At 69.6% G+C, this 25416-nt stretch carries 24 protein-coding genes and 1 pseudogene; 14 read left to right on the top strand and 11 right to left on the bottom strand.

Features of this window, described 5'->3' with window-relative positions; genetic code table 11:
• The 3 genes from AB0305_RS17500 to AB0305_RS17490 all read right to left on the bottom strand — a co-directional run.
• Positions 1–518: FtsW/RodA/SpoVE family cell cycle protein (locus tag AB0305_RS17500; RefSeq protein WP_366173511.1), on the bottom strand; the 518-nt coding region annotated here is incomplete at its 3' end.
• A gap of 234 nt (positions 519–752) precedes the next feature.
• Positions 753–1454: an SCO1664 family protein gene (locus AB0305_RS17495; protein ID WP_364134176.1), complete on the bottom strand. Its 702-nt coding sequence runs from the start codon at positions 1452–1454 to the stop codon at positions 753–755.
• A 22-nt stretch (positions 1455–1476) separates the two neighbouring features.
• Positions 1477–2151, bottom strand: coding sequence for an MSMEG_4193 family putative phosphomutase (locus tag AB0305_RS17490; RefSeq protein WP_364134173.1), 675 nt, complete (start codon positions 2149–2151; stop codon positions 1477–1479).
• A 93-nt stretch (positions 2152–2244) separates the two neighbouring features.
• Here AB0305_RS17490 and AB0305_RS17485 point away from each other — a divergent pair, with 93 nt between their 5' ends.
• From AB0305_RS17485 to AB0305_RS17455, 7 genes are all read left to right on the top strand, one after another.
• Positions 2245–3633, top strand: coding sequence for a sigma 54-interacting transcriptional regulator (locus AB0305_RS17485; protein WP_364134166.1), 1389 nt, complete (start codon positions 2245–2247; stop codon positions 3631–3633).
• Between the two features lie 24 nt (positions 3634–3657).
• Positions 3658–5661 carry a VWA domain-containing protein gene (locus AB0305_RS17480; protein WP_364134163.1) on the top strand — a complete coding sequence of 668 codons (2004 nt, stop codon included), beginning with the start codon at positions 3658–3660 and terminating at the stop codon, positions 5659–5661.
• Between the two features lie 24 nt (positions 5662–5685).
• Positions 5686–6165: a GNAT family N-acetyltransferase gene (locus tag AB0305_RS17475; RefSeq protein ID WP_364134160.1), complete on the top strand. Its 480-nt coding sequence runs from the start codon at positions 5686–5688 to the stop codon at positions 6163–6165.
• Between the two features lie 142 nt (positions 6166–6307).
• Positions 6308–7069 carry an aminoglycoside phosphotransferase family protein gene (locus AB0305_RS17470; protein WP_364134157.1) on the top strand — a complete coding sequence of 254 codons (762 nt, stop codon included), beginning with the start codon at positions 6308–6310 and terminating at the stop codon, positions 7067–7069.
• 151 nt (positions 7070–7220) lie between these two features.
• Positions 7221–7544 (top strand): YciI family protein, encoded by a 324-nt coding sequence (locus AB0305_RS17465; protein ID WP_290256284.1) that lies wholly within the window; start codon positions 7221–7223, stop codon positions 7542–7544.
• Complete coding sequence (locus AB0305_RS17460) at positions 7541–8776, top strand: sigma-70 family RNA polymerase sigma factor (RefSeq protein WP_364134154.1); 1236 nt, start codon at positions 7541–7543, stop codon at positions 8774–8776. Before AB0305_RS17465 ends, AB0305_RS17460 begins: the two co-directional genes overlap by 4 nt.
• 64 nt (positions 8777–8840) lie before the next feature.
• Positions 8841–9641: a MerR family transcriptional regulator gene (locus AB0305_RS17455; protein WP_364134151.1), complete on the top strand. Its 801-nt coding sequence runs from the start codon at positions 8841–8843 to the stop codon at positions 9639–9641.
• A gap of 79 nt (positions 9642–9720) precedes the next feature.
• On the opposite strand, the gene AB0305_RS17450 is transcribed toward AB0305_RS17455, so the two are convergent.
• From AB0305_RS17450 to AB0305_RS17430, 5 genes are all read right to left on the bottom strand, one after another.
• The gene (locus tag AB0305_RS17450) at positions 9721–10959 is read right to left on the bottom strand and encodes an FAD/NAD(P)-binding oxidoreductase (protein ID WP_364134148.1); all 1239 of its coding nucleotides are present in this window, start codon (positions 10957–10959) and stop codon (positions 9721–9723) included.
• A 163-nt stretch (positions 10960–11122) separates the two neighbouring features.
• The gene (locus tag AB0305_RS17445) at positions 11123–12541 is read right to left on the bottom strand and encodes an MmgE/PrpD family protein (RefSeq protein WP_364134145.1); all 1419 of its coding nucleotides are present in this window, start codon (positions 12539–12541) and stop codon (positions 11123–11125) included.
• The gene (locus AB0305_RS17440; protein ID WP_364134142.1) at positions 12538–13374 is read right to left on the bottom strand and encodes a cyclase family protein; all 837 of its coding nucleotides are present in this window, start codon (positions 13372–13374) and stop codon (positions 12538–12540) included. Before AB0305_RS17440 ends, AB0305_RS17445 begins: the two co-directional genes overlap by 4 nt.
• Before the next feature lie 18 nt (positions 13375–13392).
• Positions 13393–14214, bottom strand: coding sequence for a CoA ester lyase (locus AB0305_RS17435; RefSeq protein ID WP_364134139.1), 822 nt, complete (start codon positions 14212–14214; stop codon positions 13393–13395).
• Positions 14211–15005 carry an IclR family transcriptional regulator gene (locus AB0305_RS17430; protein WP_364134136.1) on the bottom strand — a complete coding sequence of 265 codons (795 nt, stop codon included), beginning with the start codon at positions 15003–15005 and terminating at the stop codon, positions 14211–14213. The genes AB0305_RS17435 and AB0305_RS17430 overlap by 4 nt, the downstream gene beginning before the upstream one ends.
• 217 nt (positions 15006–15222) lie before the next feature.
• Here AB0305_RS17430 and AB0305_RS17425 point away from each other — a divergent pair, with 217 nt between their 5' ends.
• The 7 genes from AB0305_RS17425 to AB0305_RS17395 all read left to right on the top strand — a co-directional run bounded on the left by AB0305_RS17425 (position 15223) and on the right by AB0305_RS17395 (position 22408).
• Positions 15223–16590 (top strand): FAD-binding protein, encoded by a 1368-nt coding sequence (locus AB0305_RS17425; RefSeq protein ID WP_364134133.1) that lies wholly within the window; start codon positions 15223–15225, stop codon positions 16588–16590.
• Between the two features lie 52 nt (positions 16591–16642).
• Positions 16643–18106 (top strand): dihydroorotase family protein, encoded by a 1464-nt coding sequence (locus AB0305_RS17420; protein ID WP_364134130.1) that lies wholly within the window; start codon positions 16643–16645, stop codon positions 18104–18106.
• Positions 18103–19329 (top strand): CoA transferase, encoded by a 1227-nt coding sequence (locus AB0305_RS17415; RefSeq protein ID WP_290256274.1) that lies wholly within the window; start codon positions 18103–18105, stop codon positions 19327–19329. The genes AB0305_RS17420 and AB0305_RS17415 overlap by 4 nt, the downstream gene beginning before the upstream one ends.
• Positions 19330–19343: 14 nt before the next feature.
• Entirely contained in the window at positions 19344–20627 is a 1284-nt protein-coding gene (locus tag AB0305_RS17410; protein WP_290256273.1) for an MFS transporter, read from the top strand.
• A gap of 134 nt (positions 20628–20761) precedes the next feature.
• Positions 20762–21628 (top strand): SDR family oxidoreductase, encoded by an 867-nt coding sequence (locus AB0305_RS17405; protein WP_364134126.1) that lies wholly within the window; start codon positions 20762–20764, stop codon positions 21626–21628.
• A gap of 83 nt (positions 21629–21711) precedes the next feature.
• Positions 21712–22053 carry a transcription initiation protein gene (locus AB0305_RS17400; RefSeq protein ID WP_364134123.1) on the top strand — a complete coding sequence of 114 codons (342 nt, stop codon included), beginning with the start codon at positions 21712–21714 and terminating at the stop codon, positions 22051–22053.
• A 19-nt stretch (positions 22054–22072) separates the two neighbouring features.
• Positions 22073–22408 (top strand): hypothetical protein, encoded by a 336-nt coding sequence (locus AB0305_RS17395; protein ID WP_364134686.1) that lies wholly within the window; start codon positions 22073–22075, stop codon positions 22406–22408.
• Here the strand turns inward: AB0305_RS17395 and AB0305_RS17390 are convergent.
• The 3 genes and pseudogenes from AB0305_RS17390 to AB0305_RS17380 all read right to left on the bottom strand — a co-directional run.
• Positions 22395–23471, bottom strand: coding sequence for a cytochrome b/b6 domain-containing protein (locus tag AB0305_RS17390; RefSeq protein ID WP_364134120.1), 1077 nt, complete (start codon positions 23469–23471; stop codon positions 22395–22397). The two genes, AB0305_RS17395 and AB0305_RS17390, sit on opposite strands and share 14 nt — an antisense overlap.
• A 560-nt stretch (positions 23472–24031) precedes the next feature.
• Complete coding sequence (locus AB0305_RS17385; RefSeq protein ID WP_364134117.1) at positions 24032–25042, bottom strand: electron transfer flavoprotein subunit alpha/FixB family protein; 1011 nt, start codon at positions 25040–25042, stop codon at positions 24032–24034.
• Positions 25043–25053: 11 nt separating this feature from the next.
• Positions 25054–25416: pseudogene (locus tag AB0305_RS17380) on the bottom strand (electron transfer flavoprotein subunit beta); the annotation flags it as partial.

Genomic DNA, 25416 nt, shown 5'->3' with positions numbered 1-25416 from the left:
AGCAGGGGGACGACGGCGTGTTTCCACTGGCCGAGGAGCTTCTGCTTGCGGGTCAGGATGTCGGCGGCCCAGACGATGAGGGCGAGCTTGGCGAATTCGGACGGCTGCGCGGTGAAGCCGCCCACGCTGAGCCAGTTGCGGTTGCCGTTGACCGTCATGCCCAGCGGGGTGAAGACCAGGACAAGGGAAACGACGGCGGTGATCAGCATGGGCCAGGCCAGCTTCCGGATGTGTTGCTCCCTGAGCCCGGCCAGGAAGAGCATGAGCACGATCCCGGCCACCGTCCACATACCCTGTTTCAGCGGCAGATCGTAGGGGTTCGCGCCGGCGGCGACTGATTCCACGGAGGAGGCAGAGGCCACCTCCACCAGGCCGATCGCGGCGAGCGTCAGCACCACGGCCAGGATGATGGGACGCTGCCGGTCCGAGGGGTCATCCCCGATCCAGGTGCGGATCCGGCCGGGTTCCCGCCGGGCGCGGGCCGGCCGCGGGTGGGGTGTCCTGATGAGGGTGCCCATCGCTGTTCTCCTTGATTCATGCCGGCCGTGCGGGGGTGTCTGCTGCGTCCGGCGCGTGAGCTCACGGAAGCCGGGCAGGAACGGCAGACTATCCGGCGGCCGCCGTCCGCGATGGCGTACACGCCGTGAAACGGCTAACTCCCGGGCAATTCACTGCCGTGCACGGCGACTAACTGCCGAGCCCGGCGACCATCTGCCGGGCCCAACGACATTTGCAGGGAACGGCGATGCCGCCTACACCAGCGGCCAGGGGTACCGCATGCCGGTGCGGTCCACCGGCAGGGACCCGGCGAGCATCATCCGCTGGACGCGGCGCTGCAGGGCGGTGACCTCGTCGTCGTCGAGGAGTTCCGCCAGCTCGGCCGGGACGGACTCGGCCAGCGGGGCGATGTCCGCCAGCAACTCCTCGGGGATGGGTTCGCCGGCGAAGTCCCAAATCACCGTGCGGAGCTTGAACACGGCGGAGAAGCAGAGCCCGTGGTCGATTCCCCAGATCCGGCCGTCGTCGCCCCGGAGCACGTGGCCGCTCTTGCGGTCCGTGTTGTTGGCGACGAAGTCGAACAGGGCCATCCGGGACAGCGCGGGATGCGTCTCCGGGGCGTCCTCGAACAGGGTGAAGTAATGGTGCTGGAAGTCGCACTCGATAAACCATTGCAGCGAGCCGACGCCCAGGGGCGCGTCCTCCCGGATCACGGTGTGCGGGATGAAGCCCCAGCCCAGCCACTCGCTCAGCAGGTAGGCGGCACGTTCACGCTTGTAGAGTCCGGGGTCGAAGTCGGAGAGCGGCCGTTCGCCCGACTCCGGCTTGTACACCGCAAAGCCCACGTCCTCGCCGAGGGACACCTGCACCAGGAACGTCTGGTTGCTGCTGCGCGGGATGACCCCCACCAGCTCGATGCTGCCCTCGGTCAGCAGGGTCAGTTCGCGGCCGGCCACGGATCCACCCGTCGAGACGCGGTCATTCCGGCCTCAGCCCGCTCAGCGGCTCCGCCGTCGAATTCACCATCAGCACCGCCGGGTCCTGCCCGTCCGTGTAGGAGATCGCGGACACCGATCCCGGGCTGATGTAGATGCGCTGGAACAGGTCCAGCGGGGTACCCAGGGCGTGGGCGACGGCGGCCTTGATGGGGTCCGCGTGCGAGAAGCAGACCACCACCCCGCCGGCGTGGGCGTCCCGGGCCCGCTCCATCGCCCCGACGATCCGGGCCTGCATCTCCGGGAAGCTTTCGCCGTCCGGGAACCGGAACTGGGACGGGCTGTGCTGCACCGTCTGCCACTCCGGCAGGGCCGCCAGGTCCGAGATCGCCGAGCCGGTCCAGCCGCCGAAGTCGCACTCCAGCAGCCCCTCCTCGGCGGTGACCGCCAGGCCGGTGCGCGCCGCCGTCGGCGCCGCCGTTTCCTGCGCCCGTTCCATCGGCGAGGAGTAGAGGGCGTCCACCCGCAGCCCGGCGAGCCGTTCCGCGACGCGTTCGGCCTGCTCCCGGCCGCGGTCCGAGAGGTGCAGCCCCGGCGCCCGGCCGGGAAGGACGCTGCCGGTGGTGGGCGTCTGCCCGTGCCGCACCAGCAGCAGGAGCGTCGCCGGGCGCGCCGGTGCCGGGGGAACGGGGGCGTTGTCTGCTGTTGCGGTAGCCATCGCTACCAACCCTAACTTCCCGGCCCGAGGAAGCGCCGAGGTTTCTCAGGAAATCCCTCGATTACGCCCCGGGTGCAGGTCTACGGTGGAGGAGTGAGTGAACGCCCCGAGATCTACACCGTTGGTGAACTGCGCGCCTCCGGCCACGTCCAGAAGGACCTGCGCCGCGAGATCCGAGACAACCTGCTGGCAGCGCTCGCCGCCGGCCGCGATCCCTGGCCCGGCATGTTCGGGTTCAACCGCACCGTCCTGCCGGAGCTCGAACGCGCCCTGCTGGCCGGGCACGACGTCGTCCTCCTCGGCGAACGCGGCCAGGGCAAGACCCGCCTGCTGCGCACCCTGGCGGGGCTGCTGGACGAGTGGTCGCCGGTGATCGAGGACTCGGAACTGAACGAACACCCCTACGAGCCCATCACCGAGCACTCCCGCGCCCTGGCGCTCACCGAGGGGGACCGGCTGCGGGTGGCGTGGCGGCACCGCTCGGAGCGGTACGTGGAGAAGCTCGCGACGCCGGATACCTCCGTGGCGGACCTGATCGGCGACGTCGACCCGATGCGGGTGGCCGAGGGACGCCGCCTGGGTGACCCGGAAACCATCCACTACGGCCTGATCCCGCGCTCGAACCGCGGCATCATCGCCATCAACGAACTCCCCGACCTGGCCGAACGGATCCAGGTCTCGATGCTCAACGTCATGGAGGAGCGGGACATCCAGATCCGCGGCTACGTGCTCCGGCTGCCGCTGGACGTGCTGGTGGTGGCCTCCGCCAACCCGGAGGACTACACCAACCGCGGTCGCATCATCACCCCGCTGCGGGACCGCTTCGGCGCTGAAATCCGCACCCACTACCCGATCGAACTCGAGGACGAGGTGGCCGTGATCGAACAGGAGGGCCACCTGGTGGCGGCCGTCCCGCCGGTCATCCTGGAAATTCTGGCCCGCTACACCCGGGCGCTGCGGGAGTCCCCGGCGGTCAACCAGACCTCCGGCGTCTCGGCCCGGTTCGCGATCGCCGGCGCCGAGACCGTGGCTGCCGCGGCGCTGCGCCGGGCCAGCGTGCGCGGCGAAGACAACGCCGTCGCCCGGATCATCGACCTGGAGGCGGCCGTGGACGTGCTGGCCGGGAAGATCGAGTTTGAGTCCGGCGAGGAGGGCCGGGAACAGGACATCTTGGACCACCTGCTGCGGATGGCCACGGCGGAGACGGTCCGGGCACATCTGCACGGCATCGACCTCGGCCCGCTGGTCTCCGCCCTGGACGGGTCCTCCACTGTCACCACCGGGCAGTTGGTCACCGCGCGCGAATTCCTCGAGGGCCTGCCCTCGCTCAACGGCTCGCGGCTGTACGACGAGGTGGGTGAGCGGCTGGGCGCGGAGAACGACGGCCAGCGCGCCGCCGCCGTCGAACTGGCCTTGGAGGGCCTCTACCTCGCCCGCCGGATCTCCAAGGACTCCGACGACGAGGAAACCATTTACGGGTAGCTCCGTCCTGACACGGGAGACCAGATGAGTGCTCACAACCGGTCCCGGTACGGCCGCTACAGCGGCGGGCCGGATCCGCTGGCGCCCCCGGTGGACCTGACCGAGGCCCTGGACGCAGTCGCCGAGGACGTCATGGCCGGGTACTCACCCCGGCGTGCCCTGCAGGAGTACCTGCGCCGTGGCGGCAGGAACCGGGACGGCCTGGACGACCTCGCCGGCCGGATCCAGCAGCGGCGCAAGGACCTGCTGGGCCGGCACAAGCTGGACGGGACGCTGGAGGAGGTCCGCAAGCTGCTGGACACCGCGGTGCTTGAGGAGCGCAAGCAGCTGGCCCGTGACGTCAGGATGGACGACACGGACCGGGCGTTCCGCGACATGCAGATGCAGAACCTGCCCAAATCCACGGCCGCCGCCGTCAACGAGCTCTCCTCCTACGACTGGCAGTCCAGCACCGCACGGGAAGCCTACGAACAGATCAAGGACCTGCTGGGACGGGAGGTGCTGGAGCAACGCTTCGCCGGGATGAAGCAGGCGCTCGAGGGCGCCACGGACGAGGACCGGGCCGCCGTCGCCGCCATGCTGGGCGACCTGAACGAGCTTCTGGACAAGCACCGCCGCGGCGAGGACACGGACCAGGACTTCCAGGACTTCATGGCCAAGCACGGTGACTTCTTCCCGGAGAACCCGCAATCCGTCGAGGAACTGATCGACGCGCTCGCCCAGCGTGCCGCCGCCGCGCAGCGGATGATGCGCTCCATGACCGCCGAGCAGCGCGCCGAACTGATGCAGCTCTCCGCCCAGGCCTTTGGTTCCCCGGAGTTAATGGCACAGCTGGGCCAACTCGACGCGAACCTGCAGTCGCTGCGTCCCGGCGAGGACTGGTCCGGGTCCGAGCGCTTCGAGGGCGAGGAGGGACTGGGGCTGGGCGACGGGACCGGTGTGCTGCAGGACCTTGCCGAGCTGGACGAACTGGCCGACCAGCTTTCCCAGTCCTACAGCGGTTCCAGCCTGGACGACGTGGACCTGGACGCCCTGGCCCGGCAGCTGGGTCAGGACGCCGCGGTATCGGCCCGGACGCTGGCGGAGATCGAGAAGGCCATGCACGACGGCGGCTTCCTGCGCCGTGGCGCCGACGGTGACCTCAGCCTCTCACCGCAGGCGATGCGCCGGCTGGGCCGCTCGCTGCTGCGGGACACCGCCAAGCAGCTGTCCGGCCGGCAGGGCCGCCGGGAAACCAGGGCAGCCGGTGCCGCGGGGGAGCAGACCGGGTCCAGCCGGCCCTGGCAGTTCGGCGACGCCGAGCCGTGGGACGTCACCCGGACCATCACCAACGCGATCCGCCGCACGATCGGCGACGGCGGCGACCCGCGCCGCGGGCTGCGCCTGGCCGTTGACGACATTGAGGTCATCGAGACCGAGGCCCGCACCCAGGCCGCGGTCGCCCTTCTGGTGGATGTTTCCTTCTCGATGGCCGCCGAGGGCCGCTGGGTACCGATGAAGCGCACCGCCCTGGCCCTCCACCACCTGGTTTCCACCCGGTTCCGCGGCGACCGGCTGCAGCTGATCAGCTTCGGCCGGTACGCCCAAACCATGGACATCGGCGAGCTGACGGCCCTGCCGGCGGTGCGCGAACAGGGCACCAACCTGCACCACGGGCTGCTGCTGGCCGGCCGGTTCTTCCGCAAGCACCCCTCCATGCAGCCGGTGCTGCTGGTGGTCACCGACGGCGAGCCCACCGCCCACCTGGAGGCCGACGGCGAGTCCTGGTTCAACTGGCCGCCGGACGCTGAAACCATCCGGCTGACCGTGGCGGAGCTGGACCGGCTGGGCCGCGCCGGGGTGCAGGCGACATTCTTCCGGCTGGGCGACGACCCCGGACTGGAACGGTTCGTGGCCCGGATGGCCCGCCGGGTGGAGGGCCGCGTAGTGGCGCCGGACACCGGTGACCTGGGCGCCGCCGTCGTCGGCGAATACCTCAGAGCCCACTTCCGCGGCCGCCCCTTCAACGAGGAGGACTGGGCCACGTAGGGCCATCACTAGGCGGTGAAAGACATGACTTCCGACGATGTTGCAGGCGACCCGACGCCACGGCGGGCGACGCCGGACGATGCCGCCGCCGTTGCCAGGCTGCTCCATGACTTCAATACCGAGTTCTCGACGCCGACGGCCGGCACCCAGGAGCTCGAATCGCGATTGACGCAACTGCTGACGGGCGACGATGTAGTGATCCTGCTGACCGGCGAGCCAGCAAGTGGGGTTGCTGTGCTGAGTTTTCGGCCTAACGTCTGGTACCGGGGGCCGGTCGCGATCCTCGACGAGCTTTACGTCCGCCCTGAGCTCCGTGGCCACCGCCAGGGCAGCGCACTCCTGGACGCGGCCCTGGATCTGGTGCGGGGCCGGGGCGGCGAACTACTTGAGATCAACGTGGACGGCGAGGACACCGATGCGCGCCGTTTTTATGAGGCCCACGGGTTCACCAATACGGAAGCGGGCCGGGCAGACCCAATGCTTTACTACTATCGCGAGCTTTGAAGCGGAAGAAGGGTCCTGAATGGCGGTCATGCCAAGCGCCACGCTGGAAGTGGATGCCGCCGTCGTCCGTTCCCTGCTCCGCGCCCAGCGTCCAGACCTCGCCGACCTCTCCTTGGTCCGGAACGCCCATGGCTAGGACAACGTGACGTTCCGCCTCGGGGACGATCTGGCCGTCCGATTGCCCCGCCGGGCAGAAGCCGTGCCGCTGATCCTGCATGAGCAGCTGTACCTGCCCGAAATCGCCAAGCGCTCGCCGGTTCCGGTGCCCGTCACGGTCCACGCGGGCCGGCCGACGGCGGACTTTCCGTGGCCGTGGAGCGTCGTGCGGTGGATTCCCGGTGCCTCGGCGGCCGATGCGGGGGCAGCTGATCGCGGACCGGCCGCCGCTGGCCTCGCGGCGTTCCTGCGGTCCCTTCACAGTCCAGCCGGCGCCGGAGTCCCGGTGAACCCCGTCCGCGGTGTGCCGCTGAGGCACCGCGATACGGCGGTTCGTGAGCGGCTCCAGGACAAGGAACGCTATCCCCGGGCGGCGGAACTGGAAGCAGTCTGGGTAGCGGCCTGCGCGGCCAGCGCATGGGACGGTCCCGCGATGATGCTGCACGGCGACCTTCACCCGGCCAACATCCTCCTTGATGCTTCCGGCTCGCTGGCCGGCGTGATCGATTTTGGCGATGTCGGCGCCGGGGATCCGGCCGTGGATCTTGCCGCCGGGTGGTTGATGTTCGACGCCGGCACCCGTCGGCGCTTCCGTGAGGCACTCGGCCCGTCCGCTGACAAGGAAATGTGGACGCGGGCGCGTGGCTGGGCCCTCGTGCTATCCACTGCCATGGTCACCACGTCGGACGACAATCCGCGCATGTTCTCCGTGGGGGCCTTCGGGATCGGACAGGTCCTGGACGGCTGATCCAGTCCGGCCAAATTCTGAGCCAGGCTTGGGTTGCCGGCTGACGCCGGACAAATATCCGCCCCCTTCCTGTCGGATCGGGGCAGAGTGGTTCGTAGCAAGGGTGAGAGGTCCACGCTGGGTGGGTCCCAACCACAGGAGATGATGCGACATGCAGTATTTGCTTTCCGTGATCCATGACCAGCGTGAACTCGCCCCCTCGGACGAGATGGCGGCCATCGACGAATTCAACGACCGGCTGCAGGCCGACGGCCACTGGGTCTTCGCCGGTGGCCTCGGCTTTCCCGACACCGCCACCGTCATTGACAACCGTGGCGCCGCTCCCGTGGTGACCGACGGTCCGTTCGTCGAAACCAAGGAGTTCTTGGCGGGTTTCTGGATTATCGAGGCCCCAGACCTCGACGCGGCGCTCAAGCTCGCCGCCGAGGGATCCAAGGCCTGCAACCGCAAAGTCGAGGTGCGGCCGTTCCTGTGAACGGAAGCGACGTCGGGGATGCAGTCAACCGGGCTTACCGCGCCGAGTGGGGCCGGCTGGTGGCCGTGCTGGCCCGCCGTTTCGGCGACCTCGACCTCGCGGAGGACGCGGCGGCCGAGGCATTTGCGGCCGCCGTTGAGCGGTGGCCCTCCGACGGCGTACCCGCCAACCCCGGGGCCTGGCTGACCACCACTGCCAAGCGCAAAGCCATTGACCGGCTCCGCCGCGAAAGCAAACGCGCCGGCAAGCACCAGGAGGCGCAGGTGCTGTTCGATGATCAGCCCCCTGAGCCGCTTGGCGCCGTCGAGGACGAACGGCTTCGCCTGATCTTCACCTGCTGCCACCCGGCGCTGGCGATGCCTGCGCGGGTGGCACTGACACTGCGGATGCTGGGCGGACTGACCGTGGCCGATATTGCCCGCGCCTTCCTGATCCAGGAGAGCGCCGCGGCGCAGCGAATCACTCGGGCGAAGACCAAGATCAAGGCCGCCAGGATCCCCTACCGGGTGCCGTCCGAGGAGGACTTCCGGGAGCGGGTCTCCGGCGTGCTCGCCGTGCTTTACCTGATCTTCAACGAGGGGTACCTTTCAACCGGCGTCGGATCGGACCCCATCCGCTCCGAGCTGACCGACGAGGCAATCCGGCTCACCCGCCTGGCCCACGCCCTAATGCCCGACGACGGGGAAACGGCGGGCCTGCTGGCTCTGATGCTCTTCACCGAGGCCCGCCGGGCGACACGTCTTTCGGCCACCGGTGAGCTCATCACCCTCGAGGAACAGGACCGGGGGAGCTGGAACGCGGCACTGATCACCGAAGGCCGGGCCTTGATGCGTGCCCGCCTGGCCACGGGACAGAAGCCCGGCCCCTATCAGCTCCTTGCCGCCATCAATGCTGTCCATACCTCTGCCCGCGACGTTCGGGACACTGACTGGTCACAGATTCTCGACCTCTACGACATGCTGACCTGCCTTGACCCGTCGCCGGTGATTGCCCTCAACCGTGCCGTGGCAGTGGCCGAAGTGGATGGGCCCGTGGTGGCGCTGGCCGCCGTCGACCGGCTGGCCGAGGACCTGGCCGGTTACCACGCCTACTACGCCACCCGCGCCGAGCTACTTCGGAGACTGGACCGCCACGCCGAGGCGCGTCTCGCGTACGACGAGGCCATCGAACTGGCAGGCAATTCTGCCGAGGCCGCCACGCTGAAACGCCGCCGCGACCTGCTGGCCTCCTGAGCCGGAGCTTCCGTTGGGCCGCGATACTTGACTCTGACACTGTGGAAGGCAGGAGAACTGAGTCATGTTATCCATTGGAGCGTTCGCGCAGATCGGCCAGGTCACCCACCGCATGCTGCGGCACTGGGACACCTCCGGACTGCTCGTTCCCGCGCACGTGGATGAGTTCAGCGGTTACCGCTCCTATGATCCCGCCCAGCTGGAACGGCTGCACCGGATCGTCGCGCTCCGCCAGCTCGGGTTCGGCTTGGCGGACGTTGCCGCCATGCTGGAGGCCGGGGTTGATGCGGAGCGGATGGCCCGGCTGCTGCAGATCCGGCGCGCCGAAGTGGCGGAGGAACAGCGGCTGGCCGCGGCACGGCTCATCGACGTCGAGCGGAGGCTCCACCTGATCGAGAAGGAAAAGCACATGACCCAGATCGAAATCATCGAAAAGTCCCTCCCCGCCGTCCGTCTCGCGGCCCGCACCGCCGCCGTCGCCGAACAACCGGAGGTGGCCGGCGTCGTCGGGCCGTTGTTCGACGACGTGGCCCGGGTGCTCAGCGCCGCCGGCGGGTCCCTCGAGACGCCCATCGCCCAGTACGAGGCGGGTGAGGACGGCATGCGCATCACCGCCGGCTACGCCGCCACGGGAAACATCCCCGAAGGCGTCGAGGCGGTGGAGCTTCCGCGCGTCCCTGCCGCGATCTGCGGCGTCCACCTGGGCCCGATGGACCGCATCGGCGAGAGCTGGCAGGCCGTCCACGCCGAGATCATTGCCCGCGGCTACACCCCGTCCGGACCGTGCCGCGAGGTGTACCTCCGGGCCGAGTCCGAGGATCAGGCGGACTGGGTGACCGAGTTGCAGCAGCCTGTCACGCGCTAGGTCAGGTACCGCGGCGCGTCGGGGAACGACGATGGCGGCCTTTCGGAGAGGCAGGAGGGCCGTGCCGGGCGCCTCGGACCTACGCGCGGCCCTTGAGGATCAGGTTCCAGTACACCTGCGGGAAGATGTCGCGGTCCACAATCCAGGACGCGCGGCTCTCCTTCCAGGTCGGCACCTTGGGAATCGTGGGCATGGGCCGGTACTGGGCATCGAATTCGGCGAAGACCACCGTGGAGCGGGACACCGTGAAGGGGCAGACGGAGTAGCCGTCATACCGTTCCGGAAGAGCCTTCCCTTCGCGGGCCGCCATCAGGTTCGCAGCCAACACCTTGGCCTGCTTGCGCAGCGCGCCGCCCGACTTGGAGTTGGCGGTGCCGGCCGCATCCCCCAGCGACCAGACGTCCGGGAACCGCACATGGCGCAGCGTCTCCGGATCCACCTCCACAAACCCGCCGTCGTCGCCGGCCGCAGGCAGATCGGTGGCCTTGAGCCAGTCCGGTGCCGACTGCGGCGGGACAACGTTGAGCACGTCGTAGTGGAGTTCCTCGGCGATTCCGGTGCCGTTGTTCTTGACCAGCACGGTCCGGGCCGAGGGCTCCACCAGGACGACCTCGCTGTTCAGGCGCAGCTCGATGCCGTATTCGGCGATCTTGCGATTGAGCTCCTCGTCCACACCCGGTACGCCGAAGACCGTTGCGGTGGGCTGCACCATAATCACCCGGATGTCCTTCAGGACTCCCTGCTTGCGCCAGTAGTCACAGGCCAGGTACATCGGCTTTTGCGCCGCGCCGCCGCATTTGATGGGCCCGGACGGCATGGTGAAGATGGCTGTCCCCGACCGGAGACCCTTGAGCAGCGTCCAGGCCTTCGTTGCCAAGGACAGTTCGTAGTGGGAGGCGCCCGAGGGTGACTGAACGGCCGCGGCCAGCCCCGGGATACTGTCCCAGTCAAGCTGCAGGCCCGGGCAGACGACCAGCTGGTTGTATCCCAGCGGGCCGCCGTGGTCCAGGGAAACAGTCTTGGTCGCAGCGTCGATGTCCACGGCCCGGTCTTGGATCCAGTGCACCCCGCGCGGTATGACCGAGGACTGCCTCCGGACCGCGGACGACGCCTTCGCCCGCCCACCGGCAATATGGGAGAACAACGGCTGGTACTGGTGCTCGGCCGCGGGTTCGACCAGGGCCACATCGTTGACTCCGCCGCGCTGAAGGCGAGCGGCCAGCGAGACGCCGGCATTGCCGCCGCCGATCACGACCACGTCGTGATGTTGCCTGGCCGCGGACTCAGGTCCCCCGGGTGTTTCCTTGCTCAGCGACATCGGCACTCCTTGGATGGTGCGAACTGACCTGCAACTGGATCCTCAATGGTAAGCACGGTGAGCTTTCCGCGGAACCGACGGCCCGTGCGCCCAATCCTTCGGAGGGGACGACGACGGCGGCCCCCAACCCGGGTGGGGTGCGGGCCGCCGTCGTCGGCGTGTGCTATTCCCGGACCGCCGCCATCAGCTCGGCGACGTCCAGGGCGTCCCCGAGGCCGAGGGCCAGCGCGGCCACCTGGTCCGTGTCCTCCGACGACCGCCGGCCGCCGACGTTCAGGCGGAACTTCTCGGCCAGTTCGTCGTCGCTCAGCGGGTTTTTCGGGCCGCCGCGGTTGAACTCCACCCGCGCTTCGTGCCATTCGCCGTCCCGGGTGTTGACGCGCAACACCGCCGGGAACTGGTGCGGGTAGATCTCACTGCTGCGCTCGTCGGCGTGGCAGCGGACCAGCCCGGCCAGCCGCAGGGTCTCCGGATCCTTCGCCATCCCGTCGGTGAAGTCGTGATGCCCGACGCCGAGGCCCGAGCCGCCCAGGAGGGCCCGGGCAACGGTGAAGGGGCCGGAGAAGGCGGCGTGGTAGCCCGATTCCGGCTTAGCCTTGGACTCGGCGGGCTCGGCGATAGTCCGCAGCACCGGCGCCGGGACGCCCAGCTCGATGCCGACGATGTCCTCCGGCCGGACGCCGCGGTCACGGAGCTCGCGGGCGGCGTCGATGCCGGCGTGGGTGAAGTGGTTGCACGGGTAGGGCTTGAAGAAGATGCCCGGGAGTTCCCAGTGTTCACCGAGGCCCTCGACCACCTTGGCGGCATCGGCGCGGTCCCCGCAGAAGGCGTGCAGGAAACCGAACCTGCCCTCGATGACGGTGGGCGGGCCGGTGAGCCCGTGCCGGGCCAGTTCGGCGGCCGTGATCCCGGAGTGCGCCGCCCAGCCGCAGTGCGTTCGCTTGACGGTCCCGCCGGTCCGGTTTGCCTCGAGCAGGCCCGCCCCGAAGCTGGCGGCGATGCCCATCGCGTCGGCGATGCCCTCGGCGTCGAGCCCGTAGAGCATCGCGGCGGCGGCAGCCGATCCAATAGCGCCGCAGATGGAGGTGGCATGCTGGCCGCGCTCGAAAAACTCCGAGTTTCCCAGGGCCTCGTCATAGCCGCCCATGCCCAGCCGCACCGTGATTTCGATGCCGACGCCGGCCGCGTCCAGGAGTGCCGCCCCGCTGGCGCCGGTGGCTTCCGCCACCGCCAAGGCCGCCGGGATGACGGAGGCGGAAGGGTGCAGGACCGAGGGCAGGTGAGTGTCGTCCGAGTCCATCGAGTGGGCCAGGGTGCCGTTCACCAGGGCCGCCGTCGCCGCGGGAAAATGGCGCCCGGTGCCGATGGCCGTGGCGTCCTCGTTTCCGCCCCAGCCGGTGGCGACGCCGATCACGGCGGCCGCGGAGGGCTGGTTGTGGGCGGCCAAAGAGTTTCCCAGCAGGTCAAGCACCCGGCGGGCCACGTCCTTGCGCAGGTCCGGGGCCAGGCCGTCTTTTCGGGTTCGGTCCGCCAGGGCGGCGAGCCGGCCGACGACGGTGCCGGTGAAATCGTGCCGGCTCATCGGGTCACCACCGCGACCGGGCGGATCGGGGAGCCGGTGCCGCCGACGATCCGCAACGGGGCCATGACGAAGGTGAATTCGGTCAGCTCGTGCCGGGAGGCATCCTCGAGGTTCAGGTGCTCGATGATGTGGATGCCGTTCTCCACCAGCATGATCCGGTGGACCGGCAGCACGCTGTGGCCCTTGCCGGCGGGGATGTGTTCGAAGGCGGTGGTGTCCGCGCCCGCGGCGACGATCCCGGCCGAAGCGAGCCAGCGGGCCGCTTCCACATCGGGACCCGGGACGCCGTCCGTCTGGCCGAGATACCGTGCGGGGTCCTCGAAGTGCCGCGCCCAGCCGGTCCGGATCAGGACCACGTCGCCGGAGCGGGGCGAGACCCCGGCGGCGTCGGCGGCATCCTGCAAATCCTTCGCGGTGATTGCCTGGCCCGCCTCCAGGGCCTCCACCCCGTGCAGTGCGGCGATGTCCAGGAGCAGGCCGCGGCGCAGCAGGAACGGGATCTGGTCCGCCCCGAGCTGGGAGAACTTCCCGCCGCGCTGGGCGTCCGCCGCGTCCACGCCGCCGTGCAGCATGCCCTCGTGGCTGACGTGGGAGAGGGCGTCGACGTGTGTTCCCACGTGTCCGCCGGTGACGATGATTTCGTTGGACGCTGACCCTCCGTCGGGCCGGACCATGTCTCCGTGCCGCCGGATCAGGGTCATCCGGAATCCCGGGTGGTTGGGGGAGCAGGGCATGCCGGTGAAGTGCGGGTGGCCGAGTTCGACCACTTCCTGGGTGCTGCCCGTGACGGCGCTGAGCAGGACATCGGTGGTGGACGTGGTGGCGTTGTGCATGAATCTCCTCGTAGGGGACTAGTCGCGGATGGCGAGGTCGAGGACCAGCCGGGCGTTCTCCACGACGGCGGGGTCAATGAAGCGCCCGTCGGAATCGAGAACGGCCGTCTCTCCGGCCTCGGCGGACGATTGGGCGAGGGCAACGACGCCCTCGGCGCGCGCCACTTCCTCCGGAGTGGGAGTGAACGCGGTGTTGACGACGTCGATCTGGCGGGGGTGGATCACGGTGCGGCCGAAGAATCCCTGCCTCCGGCCCTGCAGGCTGCTGCGGCGCAGGCCCTCAAGGTCGGCGACGTCGGTGTAGACACTTTGGACCGGGGAAGCGAGGCCGTGGGAGCGGCTGGCGGTGACAATCCAGCCGCGCGCCCACTCCAGGCCTTCCGGCGAAACCCGCAGATCAGCGGCGAGGTCGGCCTCGCCGAGGGCCAGTCCGGTGACCCGGGGATGGGTGCCGGCCAGCAGCGGGGCGTCGCGGAGTGCGGCCGCCGTCTCAACCAGGAGATGAAGCTGGCAGCCCAGGGCATCGCCGGCCCGGCGGATCGCGGCGGGATCCTCGGCCTTGGCGATTCGGACGCCCGCCGGTTTGCGCTCCGCCCGGCCCAGCGTCTCAAGCTCCTGCGCGGACCACGGCGTGTCCAGCGGGTTGATCCGGATCCAGACCTGGCGCCCGGCCCCGGCCGTTTCGAGGGCACCGACTGCATTCGCCAGGGCCATGTCCTTGGCCGTGGACGGCACTGCGTCCTCGAGGTCGATGATGACGGCGTCGGCGGCCGAATCCAGCGCCTTGGCGATCCGGTCCTCCCGGTGGCCCGGGACGTAGAGCCAGCTGCGCGGAATCATGAGGCGGCCTCCCGGCCGGCGGCCTGGGGGTTGTAACCGAGGTTGCGGGAGACCTTGGCGGCCGCTTCCAGCAACGCTTCCTCGTACCGGGAGCGCTTTTCCTCGGACATCCGGTAGCTCGGCCCGCAGACGGAGATGGAGCCAACCACCTGTGCGTCGTCGGAGAAGACGGGGGCGGCCAGCGACGCCGCACCCTCCTGGCGTTCACCCTCGGAATGGCACACGCCCCTCGCCCGTGCGTCCCGGAGGGAAGCGCGCAGCGCCTCGGGGTCGGTCACCGTCGCCGCGGTCTGCCGGGGCAGCGGCCTGGAGAGGATGTCCTCCTGCTCGTCCTCGGACAGGAATGCCAGGATGGCGCGGCCGGAACTGCCGCTGTGCAGGTCGAAGCAGCGGCCGATCTCCACGGTCATCTTGATTTCCTGGGTGCTCTCCACCTGGTCGAGGTAGACCCGGCCGCCCGGGATCCGGGCCGATACCGTTGCGGTTTCGCCGGTCTGCCGCTGGAGTTCCACCAGGGCTTCCCGGGCGGCCCGCCGCAGCGGCGAGGTGTCCAGCGCCCGCGCCCCAAGGGTGACGGCGGCTGGCCCCAGCCGGTACCGGCGGCTGCTTGCCTCATAAGTGAGGAGGCCGCGTTCGACGAACGTGGACACGATGCGGTGCACCACAGCCTTGGACAATCCGGTGGAGCGGGCGATCTCGGAGATCCCGAGGGCACTGTTCCGGCGGCCGAAGGCCACGAGGACGTCGGCCGCACGGGCCGCGGAGGTGGTCCCGCTGGACGTGGTTTCCATAGTTGGCTCCCTGGATGACTGACGAAGTCCGGATTGACGACTTTCACCATTTGTACCGCCTAACGGAACGCTTGTCGAGACTTCCGCCCGAGAGAAACCCGCGAATTATCGGAAGTTTCTGAAAAATAACCCTTGCGCACTGGAATGTGATCGGGCAAAGTGTTCCACGACACAGACCAAATATGTTCCGCCAAGCGGAACAGGCAGGGAGGTGAGAATGCCCGAGTACGATTTCGATCTGGCCGTGGCAGGTGCGGGCGGTGGTTTGATCGCCGCGCTGCGTGCCGCGGATCTGGGCCACGACGTCGTCGTCATCGACGCGGATGACCAGTTCCAGCGCGGAAACAACACCTCGATGTGCACCGCCATGATCCCCGCGGCCGGCACCCGCTGGCAGGAAGCCGCCGGAATCGACGACAGCCCCGGCCGTTTCCTCGGAGACATCGACCGAAAGACCGGCGGCAGCGCCGACCGGCGGCTCGCGGAGGCCCTGACCGCGGCGAGCGCCCCCATGGTGACATGGATGGCCGACGAACTCGGGCTGCCCCTTGAACTGGTGACCGACTTCCACTACCCCGGACACAGCGCCGACCGGTGCCACACCATCTCCGGCCGGCACGGATCCACCCTCTTGGCCCACCTCGTGGACCGCGCCCGCCGCCACGAGCGGATCGAACTCATTACCCCCATGACCCTGGAAGAGGTCGAGGTCAGCGGCGGAGCGGTCTCCGGCATCGTCGCCTCCACCCCGGACGGTTCCACGGACCGGCTGTCCGTCCCGGCCGTGCTGCTGGCCACCAACGGATACGGCGGCGCGCCGGAACTGGTGGAGCGGTGGATCCCGGAAATGGCGGGCGTCCACTACCACGGCGGGTTCTACAGCCGCGGGGATGCCCTGCGGATCGGCGCCGGCCTTGGCGCGGACTCGGCCTACCTTGACGCCTACCAGGGGCACGCCGCCCTCTCCGCCTCCAGCCAGACCCTCGTGGGCTGGGCCACCGTCCTGCACGGCGGCCTGATCGTGAACACCGAAGGACGGCGCTTCGCGGACGAGACGACCGGCTACTCGGAGTTTGCGGCGATCCTGGCCGCCCAGCCCGGACAAACCGGCTGGATCATCATCGACCAGCACATCGAACAACAATGCCTGGCCTTCACGGACTTCCAGCAGGTCGCCGACAGCGGGGCGCTGGTGCGGGCCGAGACCGTGGCCGATCTGGCGGAGCGCCTCAAGGTTCCCGCGGACGCGCTCGCCGACGACGTCGACGCTGCCGCGAGGGCAGCCCGGGGTGAGGAGCCCGACCGGCAGGGCCGCAGCGACGAGCGTCACGCCTTGACCGGCCCCCTCGCCGCCGTCCGCATCGTTCCCGCACTCTTCCACACCCAGGGCGGCCTGGTGGTCGATCACCACGCCCGCGTGCTGACCCGGGTGGACCAGTCGCCCATCCCCGGCCTCTACGCCTCGGGCGGGGCCGCCACCGGAATCTCCGGCCACGGCGCCGCCGGTTACCTGGCCGGCAACGGCCTGCTCACCGCCTTCGGCCTGGCCTGGCTGGCCGCCGAAGACCTGGGCGCACGCACCTGACCGCGTTCCGCGCGGTCCCACCTTTCCATCACCAGAGCATCAGGAGTTTCACGTGAGTACCTTCCTCATCAAGAACGGCACCGTTGTGCGGCCCGAGGAGAACGCCCCCGACGACGGCGAATTCTTGGACATCCTCGTCACCGACGGCAAAATCACCGCGATCGGGCCGAACCTTTCCGCCGACGGCGCCGAGATCGTCGACGCCGCGGGCAAGCTGGTCTTTCCCGGCGTCGTGGACGCCCACCAGCACTGGGGTATCTACAACCCGCTCGGCGAGGACACCGTCACCGAGTCCCGGGCAAGTGCCCAGGGCGGCGTGACCTCCGCGATCACCTACATGCGGACCGGTCAGTACTACCTGAACAAGGGCGGCCCCTACAAGGACTTCTACCCCGAGGTGCTGGCCACCTCCGAGGGCAAGGCCTACATCGACTACGCCTTCCACCTTGCCCCGATGTCCAAGCAGCACATCGAGGAAATCCCGTCGCTGGTCGAGGACCACGGCGTCACGTCCTTCAAGATCTTCATGTTCTACGGCAGCCACGGCCTGCACGGACGCTCCACCTCGCAGAGCGAATTCCTGATGATCCCCGAAGACGAGAACTACAACCTGGCGCACTTCGAATTCGTCATGCGCGGCATCCAGGCCGCCCGGGAGAAGCTGCCCGAGTTGGCCCCGCACATCTCCCTCTCCCTGCACTGCGAGACCGCCGAGATCATGAGCGCCTACACCAAGCTCGTGGAGGAGGAAGGCACCCTCACCGGTCTCGCCGCCTACAGCGCGTCCCGGCCGCAGCACTCCGAGGGCCTGGCCGTCACCATCGCGTCCTTCCTGGCCGACGAGACCGGCCTGCCCAACATCAACCTCCTGCACCTGAGCTCGGCCAAGGCGCTGAAGGCCGCGATGAAGATGGCGGAGGCGTTCCCGCACGTGGACTTCCGCCGCGAGGTAACCATCGGGCACCTGCTCGCCGACATCGACACCGCCCATGGCCTGGGCGGCAAGGTCAACCCGCCGCTGCGTCCCCGCGACGACGTCGAGGCCCTCTGGGAGCACATGCTCGCCGGCAACATCGACTGGGTGGTCTCGGACCACGCGTGCTGCAAGGACGAGCAGAAGTTCGGTGACGACCGCGACGACATCTTCGCCGCCAAGTCCGGCTTCGGCGGCACCGAGTACCTGCTGCCCGGCCTGATCACCGAGGGCCGCAAGCGCGGACTGTCCCTCCGCCGCATTGCCGAGCTGACCTCCTCGAACCCTGCGTCCCGCTACGGCCTGCCCGGCAAGGGCCGGCTGGTGGAAGGCGCCGACGCCGACATCGCGATCGTGGACCCCGACGCCGTCTGGACCGTGCGCGCCGAGGACTCAGAATCCACCCAGGAGTACACGCCGTTCGAGGGTTTCGAACTCGGCGCCAAGGTCACAGACACGTTCGTCCGCGGCCACCGCGTGCTGACCGACGGCGTCATCACCGGCGAACCCGTCGGCCGCTACCTGCAGCGCCCGTACCTGTGAGCGCCAACGCCTTCGGCGCCGTGGCCGAGACCAACCACGGGCCGCTCCGCGGCCTGAAGGTCCTGGACGCCTCGACCATTCTGGCGGGTCCGCTGGCGGCCCAGATCCTCGGTGATTTCGGCGCCAACGTCATCAAGATCGAACACCCCACCAAACCCGATGGGATGCGCGGCCACGGGCTGGACAAGGACGGGATCCCGTTGTGGTGGAAAATGGTCAGCCGCAACAAGCAGACCGTGACCCTCCACCTCGGAACCCCGGAGGGCCAGGAGATCTTCCGGGAGCTCGCAGCCACCGCGGACGTCGTCGTCGAGAACTTCCGGCCCGGAACCTTCGAGCGCTGGGGTCTCGGCTATGACGTCTTGTCCAAGGACAACCCCGGCCTGGTGATGCTGCGGGTCAGCGGCTTCGGTCAGCGCGGCCCGTACTCGTCCCGGCCCGCGTTCGGGACCCTGGTCGAGTCGATGAGCGGGTTCGCGCACCTCACCGGCGAACCCGATGGACCGCCTACCCTGCCCGCGTTCGGGCTGGCGGATTCGATCGCCGGCGTCGCCGGGTCCTCCGCGGTCGCCATGGCCTTGCTGGAGCGGGACCGCAACGGCGGTGAGGGCCAGGTGATCGACCTGGACCTGCTCAGCCCGATCATGACCGCTGTCGGACCCGCCGTGATCTACGCGGACCAGTTGGGACTGGACCAGGACCGCACCGGCAACCGGTCCCAAAACAACTCCCCGCGCAACTTGTACCGGACCAAGGACGACCACTGGGTGGCCGTCTCGACCAGTGCGCAGGCGATCGCCGAGCGGGTGCTGCGCCTGGTGGGCCACCCCGAGGTCATCGACGAACCCTGGTTCGCTACCGGCAGGCAGCGTGCCCAGCACGCCGAGCTGCTCGACGGCTACGTCGGCAGTTGGGTCGAACAGCGCACCCGGGACGAGGTGGTGCAGGAATTCGAGGCCGCCGGCGCGGCCGTGGCGCCGGTCTACCGTCCCAGCGAGCTGCTCGTGGACGAACAAATTGTGGCCACGGAGATGATCACCCGAGTCCCCGACCCAGATCTTGGATCGGTCCGCATGCAGAACGTGATGTGGCGGATGACCAAATCCCCCGGCTCCATTCGGCATACCGGGCGCCCGCTCGGTGCCGACACCGACGAGGTCCTCACCGCCCTCGGACATGATCCCTCCGAACTCCGCGATCTCCGTGAACGCGGCGTCATCTGACCCCTAGGAACCCTATGAAATCGCGTTGGTTTACGCTCTGCATTGTCCTTGGACTGGTGCTGGTCAACTACATCGACCGCAGCGCCATCTCGTTCGCAGCGACGCCGATCCGGGAGCATTTCGGTATCTCCGCCGCCGAATACGGCATCATCAGCTCGGCCTTCTCCGTCGGGTACATGGTCTTCGCCCTGCTCTCCGGACCTCTGGTGGACCGGTTCGGCTCCCGCAAGATCCTCATCTGGGGCATGATCGTGTGGGCCGTGTCCTCCGCGCTCACCCCGGCCGCCGGTGGCTTCCTCGGCCTCATCCTGGTCCGGATCGTGCTCGGCGCCGGTGAGGCTCCCTGCTTCCCGGCCGCCACCCGCATCGCCAGCCGGTGGCTTCCCGCCCAGGAACGCGGCAAGGCACTGGCTCTGGTGGGCGGCGTGGCCGTCTCCGGCAGCCTGCTGATCGGCGGCCCCATCCTCACCCAGCTGGTCTCCCTGACCGGCTGGATGGGCATGTTCTGGATCCTCGCCGCCGCCGGTGTCCTGTGGGTCCTCATCGCGGTGCCGTACCTGAAGAACTCCCCCGCCGAGGCGGCCTTCTGCTCCGAGGAGGAGCGCGCCTACATCAAGAGTGGCCAGACCGAGGGCGAAGCCTCCGGCCGGGAAGAAAAGATGGAGTGGGGACCCATCCTGCGCAACCGCAACCTCTGGATCGTGGGGCTGGGCTACTTCGCCTGGGGCTTCATGTTCTGGGCCTTCATGTACTGGCTGCCGCAGTACCTCCAGGCCGGGTTCGGGCTCTCGCTCAAGGCAGTCGGCGCCTTCTCCGTTGCTCCCTGGGCGGCCGGCGTCGTCGGTGCTTTGGTGGGCGGCGTGCTGGTGGACCGCATCTACAAGCGCACCCAGCAGGTCCGCTCCCGCTTCACCATCATCGGTGTGGCGCTGCTGCTGGCCGGCGCCTCGCTGGTTCCGCTCCTGGTGATGCCGGTGACCCTGACGCTCGCCCTGGTCTGCATCTCCCTGGGTGTGGGCTTCGGCTTCATCACGGGCGGTATCTGGTGGGTTGCGTCTATTGACGCCGCTCCCAAGCAGCCCGGCACCGCCGCCGGGTTCGCGGACGCCTGTTTCGCGCTCTCCGGCATCATCGCCCCGAGCGTCATGGGCTTCATCGTCTCCGAGTCCGGCAGCTACACCGGTGGCTTCGTGATCATGGCCGTGCTCTGCGTCATCGCCGCCGCAGCGCTCCTGTTCTTCACCAAGGAACCGGCCCGCGTCACCGCCGAGCAGGAGGCGGCTCCGGTGCGTGGCTAGTCTCCCGGAGACGCCCTGAAGGGCCGGGCAGCCGAGGGGCTGCCCGGCCTTTCTGTTGGCATCCGGCTGCCAGCGATGGATGATCGGGGCAGGGCATCCGCCCGCCGTTGCCGCTTCCAACCGACAGGAACCCCATGAGCAGCCAGCAGCCCGAACCCACCGCACGGACCGTCCTGATCACCGGAACCTCCTCCGGCATCGGGCTGGCCACCGCCGTCGCCGCCGCGCAGGCCGGCTGGACCACCGTCGCCACCATGCGCAACCTCACGAAGGCGGATGCCCTGCGCGCCGCCGCCTCGGCGGCAGGGGTGGAGCTGGACATCCGCGAACTGGACGTCACCAGCCAGGCGGCCATCGACCGGGAGATCGCCTACTGCTCCGAGCGCTACGGCCGGCTCGACGCGGTGGTGAACAACGCCGGGAGCGCCACGCTGGGGACCGTGGAAACCCTAACCGTCGACGACATCCGCGCGGCCATGGAGGTCAACTTCTTCGGCGTCGTCGCGCTGACCCGGGCCGCGATGCCCCTCCTGCGGGCCAGCGGCGGCCGGCTCATCACCATCAGCTCGGTAGGCGGCGTCGTCGGCCAGCCCTTCAACGAGGCCTACTGCGCGGCCAAGTTCGCCGTCGAGGGTTTCATGGAGAGCCTCCAGCCGCTGGCGGCCTCGGTGGGGGTGGGGGTGCACGTGATCGAACCCGGCCCGGTCTCCAGCGAGTTTGTCGCCAACGCCGGCATCGACCCGAAGACCATGCTCGCCGACGCGGGACCCTACGCCCCGGCCCTGACCGCCTACCTTAACCGGACCACCCAGCAGTTCGGCAGCTCCAATGCGCAGACACCCGAGGAGGTCGCCGAGGTCATTCTGTCCAGCCTCCGCGACGAGGGCACGCCGTTCCGTGTGCAGACCTCCGACTGGGCACGCACCTTCGTGGGCACCAAGCTCAAGGACCTTGACGGCAGCCAAGTAACCGGGATGACCGCGGGGTGGGTGACCGCCTGAAAACAGGGGCGGTCGCTCCTTGCGCACTGCCGGGGCATCCACGAGGATAAAGCCCTCCCCGCCGCGACAAAGGAGTCAGCGCCATGACCAAGTATCTGATCTCGTTTCCGAGCGCCGCCATGGACGTCCCGCTCGAGGAGCTCCCCGCCGTCGCGGACGCCGCGCACGCCGTCGTTCGGGAGGCTCAGGCCGCCGGGGTGTGGGTGTTCGGCGGCGGCATCGACGAAAGCGTACCGCCGGTGGTGGTCGACGGCGGCGGCGAGGCCCGGGCGGGCACCTACCCGCAGACCGCGCACATGGAGGGCGGCTACTCGATCCTGGACCTGCCCTCCCACGAGGCGGCCGTGGAATGGGGCGCCAAATTCGCCACTGCGTGCCGCTGCCCGCAGGAAATCCGCGCCTTCGGCGACGACGCGGAAGCTTGACCCGCTGTTCATGGCGGACATGGACTGCCTGGTGATCTACGTGCCCGCCGCCGACGCCGATGCGGTCCGCCGGGCGATCGGCGACGCCGGCGCGGGACGGCTGGGCAACTACTCGCATTGCTCTTTCAGCACAGCCGGGACGGGCCGGTTTACCCCGCTGCCCGGGGCGGCGCCCGCCGTCGGCGCCGTGGGCATGCCGGAGGAGGTCGCCGAGGTCAGGATCGAGGCCATCTACCCACGAGACCGGCGCGACGCCGTCGTCGCAGCCGCGCTAGCCGTGCACCCGTACGAGACTCCCGCCTTCATGACCTTCCCGGTGAACGTGACCCGGCCCGGGGAACTTAGCGGCTGCTGACCTTCCCGGACAGCCGGGCCAGCGGCGCCAGCACCAACGGCCGCGCCGCGAACCAAGCCCCCGCCGTGACGGCCAGGCCCGCCGCGAAGAGCCAGAAGCCCACCCAGTTCACCTCGTCCGAACCGGCGAACATGTGGTTCAGGTTCCGCAGCGCCCCGGTGGCGAACACCAGGAACACGTGGACCAGAATGAACAGCACGAAGAACAGCATGGTGGGGAAGTGCAGCGCCCGGGCCACCTCCACGGGATAAATCCGGTTCAGGGTGGCGGCGTTCTTCGGCCAGAGTTCGCTCATCCGCACCCCGGTGATTACGGCGAGCGGCGCCGCAATGAACACCACCACGAAGTACATCAGCTGCTGCAGGCTGTTGTAGTTCACCCAGCCGTCGTCCACCGGCCAGTCGAGAGTCAGGTACTGCAGCAGGGCCGACGCGGCGTTGGGGAACACCTCCCAGCTGGTGGGCACGATCCGCAGCCAGTGTCCGGAGGCGAACAGCAGCACCGCGAAGATCAGCCCGTTCGCCAGCCAGAGGATGTCCAGCGACTGGTGCAGCCACAGCGTGATGCTGATCTTCTTCCCGCCCCGCGCCGGCGTCCAGTAGGCGGGCGGTTTCTGCTGGGTCCGCACCTGGTAGCCGGAGCGGATGATCAGCACCATCAGGAAGAAGTTCAGGAAGTGCTGCCACTGGGCCCACCACGGGAAACCGGCCTGCGCGGTGTCCGGCAGCTCGTAGGCGCCGGGGTAGCGGCGGAGGAACTCCGGAACGCCCGGCAGCGTGGTGACGCCGCGGGCGGCGAGAATCAGGATTCCGGCGGCGACGACGGCGCCCAGGGCTATGAGCGCGACCCGGCGGATCCAGCCGGCCAAAGTCCGCGACCCGTAACGGCGGGGTTCGGGCTTCGGCGCGGCGGGCTTCTCCTTGGCGGGTGCAACCGGGGCAGCGACCGGTGCGGGCGCCTCGGCGGCCGCCGGGGCAGGAGCCTGAACAGGGGCCGCCGCGGGAGCCTGGGCCTCGGGCGCCGAGTCGACGACGGGTTCCGGGACCACGGGTTCCGGGGCCACGGGAGCCGCCGGTTCGCCGGCGACAGCGGGAACCGAAACCGGTGCCGCTGAAGTGGCATACCGGGCCGGGGCGGTGCCTGCCGGGGGCCACGGCTCGCCACCGGCAACCCGCGGGAGGCCACGGCGCAGGGGAGTGGTACCGGCCTGAGCGGGGGCCGGAGCCGCGGCGGCGGGTGCCGTTGCCGCGGGAGCAGGAGCCGGGACGGGTGCGGATGTGGCCGCTGCCGGGGCGACCGCTGCGGGGGCCGATGCCTCGGCCGGCGCGCTAGCAGCCGCTGACAGCGGCGTCATTCCGGCGGGTGGCCAGGGCTCACCGCCCGGGACGCGGGGGAGGCCTCGCCGAAGCGGCCGGCCACCGCCGGACACAGGGGCAGTTGCCGATGCGGGAACGGGCTCGGCCACGGGAGCAGCCGCGGGCGCCGAAACTTCCGGAGCGGACGCGGGCGCCGAGACAGCCACCGATGCAAAGCGCTCCGGGGCCTCGCCCGCGGGGGGCCAGGGCTCGCCGCCCGGCACCCGGGGCAGTCCCCGGCGGAGCGGTCTTGAGGGGGCCGCCACCGCTACTTCTTCCGCGCTTCGAGGGCGCTGATCAGCTGGGGGACCACGGTGAAGACGTCGCCCACTACGCCGAAGTCGGCGATCTCGAAGATCGGCGCGTCGGCGTCCTTGTTCACGGCGACGATCGTCTTCGCGGTCTGCATGCCCGCCCGGTGCTGGATGGCCCCGGAGATGCCGAGCGCCACGTACAGCTGCGCGGACACGGACACCCCGGTCTGGCCCACCTGCTGGGACTGTGCGACGTAGCCGGCGTCCACCGCTGCGCGGGAGGCTCCGACGGCCGCGCCGAGGGTGTCGGCGAGTTCCTCCACCAGGGCGAACTGTTCCTTGGAGGCCAGGCCCCGGCCGCCGGCCACCACCTTGGCGGCCCCGCGGAGTTCGGGCCGGGTGGAGGCCGCCGCCGCGCCCTCGAAGGACTCGATCCGTGCCGCGGGCTTCCCGGAGGCGGTCACCGTGAGGGTCTCCGGGGCCGCGGTCCGCGCTTCGGCGCGGGCCTCGATGGACCCCTGCCGGATGGTGATGACGGGCGGCCCGAAGGTGGCCGTGGCGGTGACGTTGTAGGCGCCGCCGTACACCGAGTGGTGCGCCACCACGCCCTCCTCGTCGCGGGAGACCCCCACGGCGTCGACGCAGACGGCGGAGCGGGTCCGGGCGGCGAAGCGGCCGGCAAGGTCGCGGCCGTTGAGGGAATGCGAGATCAGCACGGCGTCCGGCCGGACCAGCTCCACGGCAGCGGCCAGGGCGTCCACGGCCGGGACGCCGAGGGCCTCAGGGGCCGGATTCTCCGCGACCAGGACACGGGCGGCGCCGAGGGCCAGGGCGTCCGCGGCGGGATCACCGGACGGAGAACCGTCGCCGGGATAGTTCCCGGCTTGCGCAGCGGGCAGCACCAGCGCCACGGGGGTGCCCACGGCGGCAGCCGCGCCGAGCAATCCGGCGGCGGCCTTTTCCAGGTCTCCGGCGGCGGTGGTTTCGAGCGCCACCAGGATGGCGTCAGTGGGAAATTCAGTCATGTCGGTGCTCCCTACGCCAGGCGGTTTTCGATCAGGAATGCGGCGATCTTCTCGCCCGCGTCGCCGTCGTCGACGATCTTCACGCCGGCCGCACGCGGCGGCCGTTCGGCGACGGAGAGCATGATGGACCGCGCCGCCTCCGGATCGTCGGCCGCGACGCCCAGGTCCGCGAGGGTAAGCACCTCCAGCGGCTTCTTCTTGGCCGCCATGATGCCCTTGAAGTTGGGGAACCGCGGCCCGGGCAACGCCTCGGTGATGGAGATGACCGCCGGCAGTTGCGCGGAGACCTGCTGCACGCCGTCGTCCACCGGCCGGGTGCCGGATACGCTGCCGTCCCCGATCGAGACGGAGCTCAGGCCGGTGGCGTGAGGGAC

The organism is Arthrobacter sp. NPDC080086, from assembly GCF_040702285.1.
Note: the sequence above shows the minus strand (reverse complement) of the source record. Positions and strands in the feature narration are given on the sequence as shown.